This window comes from Streptomyces sp. NPDC027962 (genome assembly GCF_055566095.1).
The window spans coordinates 1-5,216 of sequence record NZ_JBVHTA010000086.1 but is presented as its reverse complement, the minus strand read 5'-3'; the positions used below and the strand labels follow the sequence as shown (position 1 = coordinate 5,216).

The 5,216-nt window shown below is 64.9% G+C and carries 2 protein-coding genes; both read right to left on the bottom strand.

The features are described from left to right. Nucleotides 1-241: 241 nt before the first annotated feature. Nucleotides 242-784 carry an SMI1/KNR4 family protein gene (locus ACZ4SA_RS36530; RefSeq protein ID WP_468283045.1) on the bottom strand — a complete coding sequence of 181 codons (543 nt, stop codon included), beginning with the start codon at nucleotides 782-784 and terminating at the stop codon, nucleotides 242-244. After that, on the bottom strand, nucleotides 778-5,216 hold a 4,439-nt coding region (locus ACZ4SA_RS36525), incomplete at its 5' end, for a golvesin C-terminal-like domain-containing protein (protein WP_468283042.1). The genes ACZ4SA_RS36530 and ACZ4SA_RS36525, both read right to left, overlap by 7 nt.

Here is a 5,216-nt window from a genome sequence, read left to right as displayed (position 1 = left end):
GCGTTCGTGATCGGACAGCTCCAGAGGCAACGGCTTCGGACCAGGCATCACCCCACCCTACAACCGCAAGCGAACTAACGACTCAGGACACTAGGGGGCGGACCAGTCCAGTTGCCGGACGTGCAGCCCTGGCGACTCTTGTGCAACCGAAGACTGGACGAGTAGTGCCACCGAATAACGATCGCCCCCAGGAGCCCTGGGGGCGATCGCTGTTCACATGTGCCTGCGGATCAGTTGCCGATCAGTCGATACTGTCGCTCAGGCCCAGCACCTTCGGAAAGTCGCTGGGGAAGTCCCTGGGCATGCCCGGCACGTGGATGGTGCGCCCGTACACGCCGACAAGGAACTCGACGGCACCGACCGGAAACTCCGACCAGTCGCCGTTGTCTCCGCGGACGACCACCGGCCATGCGTCCGGGTCCGCGGGGCTTGTCCTCCAATAGAAGGAGTCCCCCGAATTGGACTCTGCCCAGGAGATCAGGCCTCCCGGCTGCGGGAAGGGAGCGTAGCCCTCGGTGTCGCCCATCTCGTACAGATCCTGAAGGATCTCGTCCTCCCTGGACGCGGACGCCCATGACGCCTCGGCCCCGGGCCGAGGAACGGACACCTTCAGGAAGTCGTCGACGACCAGGATCGGATACGCCTCCGCCAGAGAGCGGAAGTCCGAGGGCAGCGCCGTCCCGAGGTCCGCCTCCAGGGCGGCCCAGTCCACTCTGCGCCCCCCAGGCACACGCCACCGTGCCATCGACGGAAGCACGGCCTCCAGCTCTTCTACCCTCAGCATGTCGTCTGCCAATCCGTGCTGTTCTTGACCACAATGTTTTCGAACAATACTCCGTCCTCGGTGTAGGCGGACATGGTGATGCTGTCCGCTATTCCCGTGGTGTGGCTGTAGTTGACCTTGCCGGTGTACATGACCCATTTCTGGGCCGCGAGCTGCTTCTCCATCTTGATCTCGCAACGCCGCATGCCGCTCTTGTTCATGCGCGAGAACCCGGTGAACAGGTTCTCGTTCACCCAGTCGCCGCCCACCTTGTCGCCGACGATGTGAGTGCGGTCAAAGATGTTCCCCTTCCCCGACCTGGGAGTGTTCTGCGCGGGGTCCGGGAATCCGTACACGCTCACCGCGCCCGTGTCCCTGTCCGCGAGCGGGGCCTTGAGGTCGCTCGGGCAGATCAGCGCAGTCGCCCCCTGGGCACGGCCGGCCCCGTCCAGCGGCTGGTACTGGAAGCGGGACGACTTCGGCTCGTCGTCACACCGCTTCTTGTTGTCCGAGTCCGAGCCCGAGCCGTCACCCGGCCGGGGTCCCGGACGCGGTGCGGGGGTCGGAGCCGGCGCCGGCTCGTCGGCTTCCTCCATGGCTTCGTCGACGGCCTCGTCGATCGTGTCGATGGCCTCCTCAACGGCCACGGTCACGGCTGCCGCCACGACTGCGGCGGCCACCGCGACGACGACGACCGCGGCCACTGGCACCAGCACGGCGAGGAAGGCCAGATGACCGTCCAGTTCGACGAAGCTGGTCGGATTGCCACCGGTGAAGGCATACCTGTTGCCGGTGTACGGGTCCGTGCCGAGGTTCATGTCGGCGAGGGCGCCGGTGTACATGTCCCGGGTGGTGAAGCGGTTCAGGCCCGGACTGTAGTCACGGAATCCCATGTCGTAGGTGCCGGACTGGGCGTCCCAGCGCTTGGAGTTGTACCGGTAGGGGTTGTAGTCCTCCTTGGAGGGGTTGGCCGCGTCGGGCTTGTCGATGCCGGTGAACTCGGACGTGTCGTCACTGCCGTACGCGGTGTAGCCGTACGTGGACTTGGTGTTCCCGCTCTCGTCGGTCACCGCGTCGACGTCCGTGCGACGGTTGTAGCTGTAGTAGGCGTCCTCGGTCGTGCCGTCCGTGTTGCGCTTGACCTGGGAGAGCCGCTGGCCCCACGGGCTGTACTGGTAGGAAGCCGTCAGCTGGCCGGCGACCTCCTCGCCGAGCACCTCGCTCGACAGACCGAGGTAGCTGAAGCTGGTCGTCTTGCCGTCGGCGGTCTTGGACTGGGTGCGGTCGAGCGGATCGAAGGTGTACGTCGTCGACTTCATCGTGCCGGTCCCGTCCATCTTCTGGGACTCGACGACGTGGTCGAAGCCGTCGTACACGCTGCGCCCGACGACCTTGCCCGCGCTGGTGACCGACTCCTGGCGGCCGAACGGGTCATAGTTGTACTGGAACGCCGTGCCGGCCACGGACGCGCTCAGCAGCCGGTTGCGGTCGTAGGTGAACGTCGTCGCTGTGCCCTTGACGTTCTGGCTGACGACGTTGGCGTTGTCGTCGTGGACATAGGTGTCCGTGCTGGCGCCGTTGCCCATCTTGACCGACTTGGCGAGGCGATCGACGGGGTCATAGGTGTAGTCGGTGGTGGAGTCAAGGTACGCCGCGTGGTTGTCGGCGTTCATCTTCTTCGCCACGTCCTGCGTCACGTTGCCGTGGGCGTCGTACGTGTAGGAGTGCGAGGCGACCAGCGAGCCGGTAGCCGTCTTCTCCGTGCTGCTCCTGACCGCGCCGTCGAGGTAGTAGGCGTAGTCGACGAAGTTGCCGTTTGCCTTGGTCTCCCGCAGGGCCTGACCGCGATCCGTGTACGTGTACGACGTGACCTTGGGAGAAGGATCCGAGGGCGTATCGCCGATCGAGATCGTCTTGGTCAGATCACGCGCGTCGTACGTGTACTGCGAGAACTGATCGGGATGAGTGACCGAGAGTGGCTGGCCGGTGGAGTCGTAGGTGTAGGAGGTGGCCTTCTTCTCCTGACCCGCCAGCGACTCGGTGACCTTCTGGATCTGGTCCAGGCCCGTGTACGTGATGCCGTACGCGTCGATCGCGGCGCCCGGCGTGGTGTCGTCGATCGACGTCAGGTTGCTGTTGAGGTCGTAGGCGTAGGCGAACGTGCGCTTCTCGTTGTCCGTGTCGGCCGAGTTGTCTCGCACCAGCTTGACGCCGTCGGCGACCACGTTGCCGCCGCTGTTCTGGAACAGCTGGAGCTTGGCCGCGTTGCCCTGGGTGAAGGCGAACGAGCCCAGGCTGACCCAGTCGCCCCCGCCCGTGCTCTGGTCCCGGACCACGTCCGTCGTCGCGCCGTCGGACTGGATGACCGTGTACTTGGCGGCCGTGGCCGCGTCGGCGACCTGGGGGTACCTCACGTAGACCGTGTAGGCGCCGTCCTTCGGGATGTTCAGCGTCCATGTGAACGCGTCGGTCCCGGTTCCGGCGGCGTGGACCTGGTGGTCGTAGCCCTGCTGCCCGTTCAGAGTGCCGGTCGTCCAGGTGCCGGTCGAAGTGGTGTTCTGAATATCGGAGTTGTCGACGAGGGCGACGCCGGTACCCACCGGCACACCGTCGTCCGACTTCGACTTGAGCTTGCCGTCCGGATAGAAGGACCAGCTCATCGTGCGGTTGGACGAGCCTCCTGCCGACGTCAGGGTCCGGGCCGTCTGACGGCCCAGCTCGTTGTAGTCGTACGTGGTGACGATGTCCCACGGGTCGGTGGTGGACTTGGTCCAGCCGTTGTCGTAGTAACTGAAGGCGGTGTCGTTGCGGACCGTCTGGCCCTCGGACGGTGGCATCGAGGTCTTCGAGACCCGGCCCACCGCGTCATAGAACGTCTCGGTGTAGACGTTCGGGTCGTTGTAGCGGGCATCAGCCGGGTCGTACGGCTGGAACTGCTTCACCGGACGGTTCAGCGCGTCGTACTCGGTACGCACGGTGAAGTCGTCCGCGGCAGCGGTTTCCACCCCGCGCGGAGTGATCACCTTGACGGTGTTGCCGACCTGGTCGTACTCGTACTTCGTCGTCCGGTACGTGATGTCCGGGCTGGTGCCCGTGTGCGGAGCCTTGACCTGCGTCTTCTTGCCGCGCTCGTCGTAGGTGATCAGGGTCTCGTTGTTGTCGGCGTCCTTGATGGAGACGACCAGCGAGTCCTTGTCGTACGTACGCGAGTTGATCTTGCCCAGCGCGTCGGTGACCGAGACGGACCGGTGGTTCAGGTCGTAGGCGGTCTTGGAGGTGTAGTCGGTAGTTTCGGCGGTCGCGTTCTTCTTCGGGTCGATGACCGTGACGAGGTTGCCGACGCTGTCGTACTCGTAGGAGATCTTGTCACCGGCGGAGTTGACCACCGAAGTGAGCTCATAGATCTCGTTGTAGTTGTGGGTGGTGACGTAGTCGTTCGGGTCCGCGGTGGTGGCGGTTCCCTTCGGCTGGGTGGTCGTCCTCAGGTGACCGGTCTTGTCGTACGTGTAGTCGGTCCGGCGTTCCGGTCCGGTCGGCGTGTCCTTGGGGTCCGTCGACGAGACCATCTGGTCCGTGGCGTCGTACGTCGCCGTCATCACCGCACCGTTGGGAGCGGTGGAGGAGGTCACGTTGTCGTTGGCGTCGTAGACCGGAGCCGGCGTGGTGATCAGGACACCGGACGCCTGGTCCTTGGGCACCGATTTGGTCAGCGGACGTCCGAACGTGTCGTACGTCTGCGTGGTGTTCTTGCCGAGCGCGTCGGTGATCTGCGTGACCTGGCCACGCTCGTCGTAGACGAAGGTCGACGACTTGTCCAGCGCGTCCGTGATGGAACTCGGGAAGCCGACCGGGCCGAAGCCGCCGTAGTTGTTTGAGTTCCCGTTCGGGTCGGTCGACTTGATCAGCTGGCCGAACGCGTCGTACTCGTACGACGTGGTGTAGTCACCGTCGACGGCCGTGGTGGCGACGCCCTTGGGGTCGGTGACCGTCTTCAGGTTACCGAACGAGTCGTAGCCGAACTGCCAGGTGCGCCCCTCCGGTGACGTCTTGCGGAACATGTCGGCCGAGAAGCCGTCCAGGCGGGTCTGGTATTCGAACTTCTGGGCGTTCGCCGGGTAAGTGCCCGGGGCGCAGTCCGAGGACGGCGGAACGCCCGCCTTGTTGTTCTCCGCGTCGCGCTTCCAGAGCGGGTAGCCCGTCTTCTGGTCGTAGCAGTACGCGGTCTTGGCGCCGTTGGCCTCCTCGAGGTAGTTGACGTTGTTGTCTGCGTCCCACGACATCTTCGTCGTCTGTGACTTGACGTTCGTCGTCTGGACCGGGCGGCCGAAGTCGTCCGTCACGTAGTCGGTAGTGCGCGACTCGGCGTCGGTGACCTTGGTGTCGGTGAACTTGGTGTTCCCGGCGTTCACGGCGTAGGTGAAGCCCGTGGCGCCCTGCAGACGGTCGGTGATCG

What these genes read in the sequence shown, in the direction of transcription:
- ACZ4SA_RS36530 (WP_468283045.1), bottom strand. Translation starts at nt 784, where the DNA reads ATGCTGAGGGTAGAAGAGCTGGAGGCCGTGCTTCCGTCGATGGCACGG.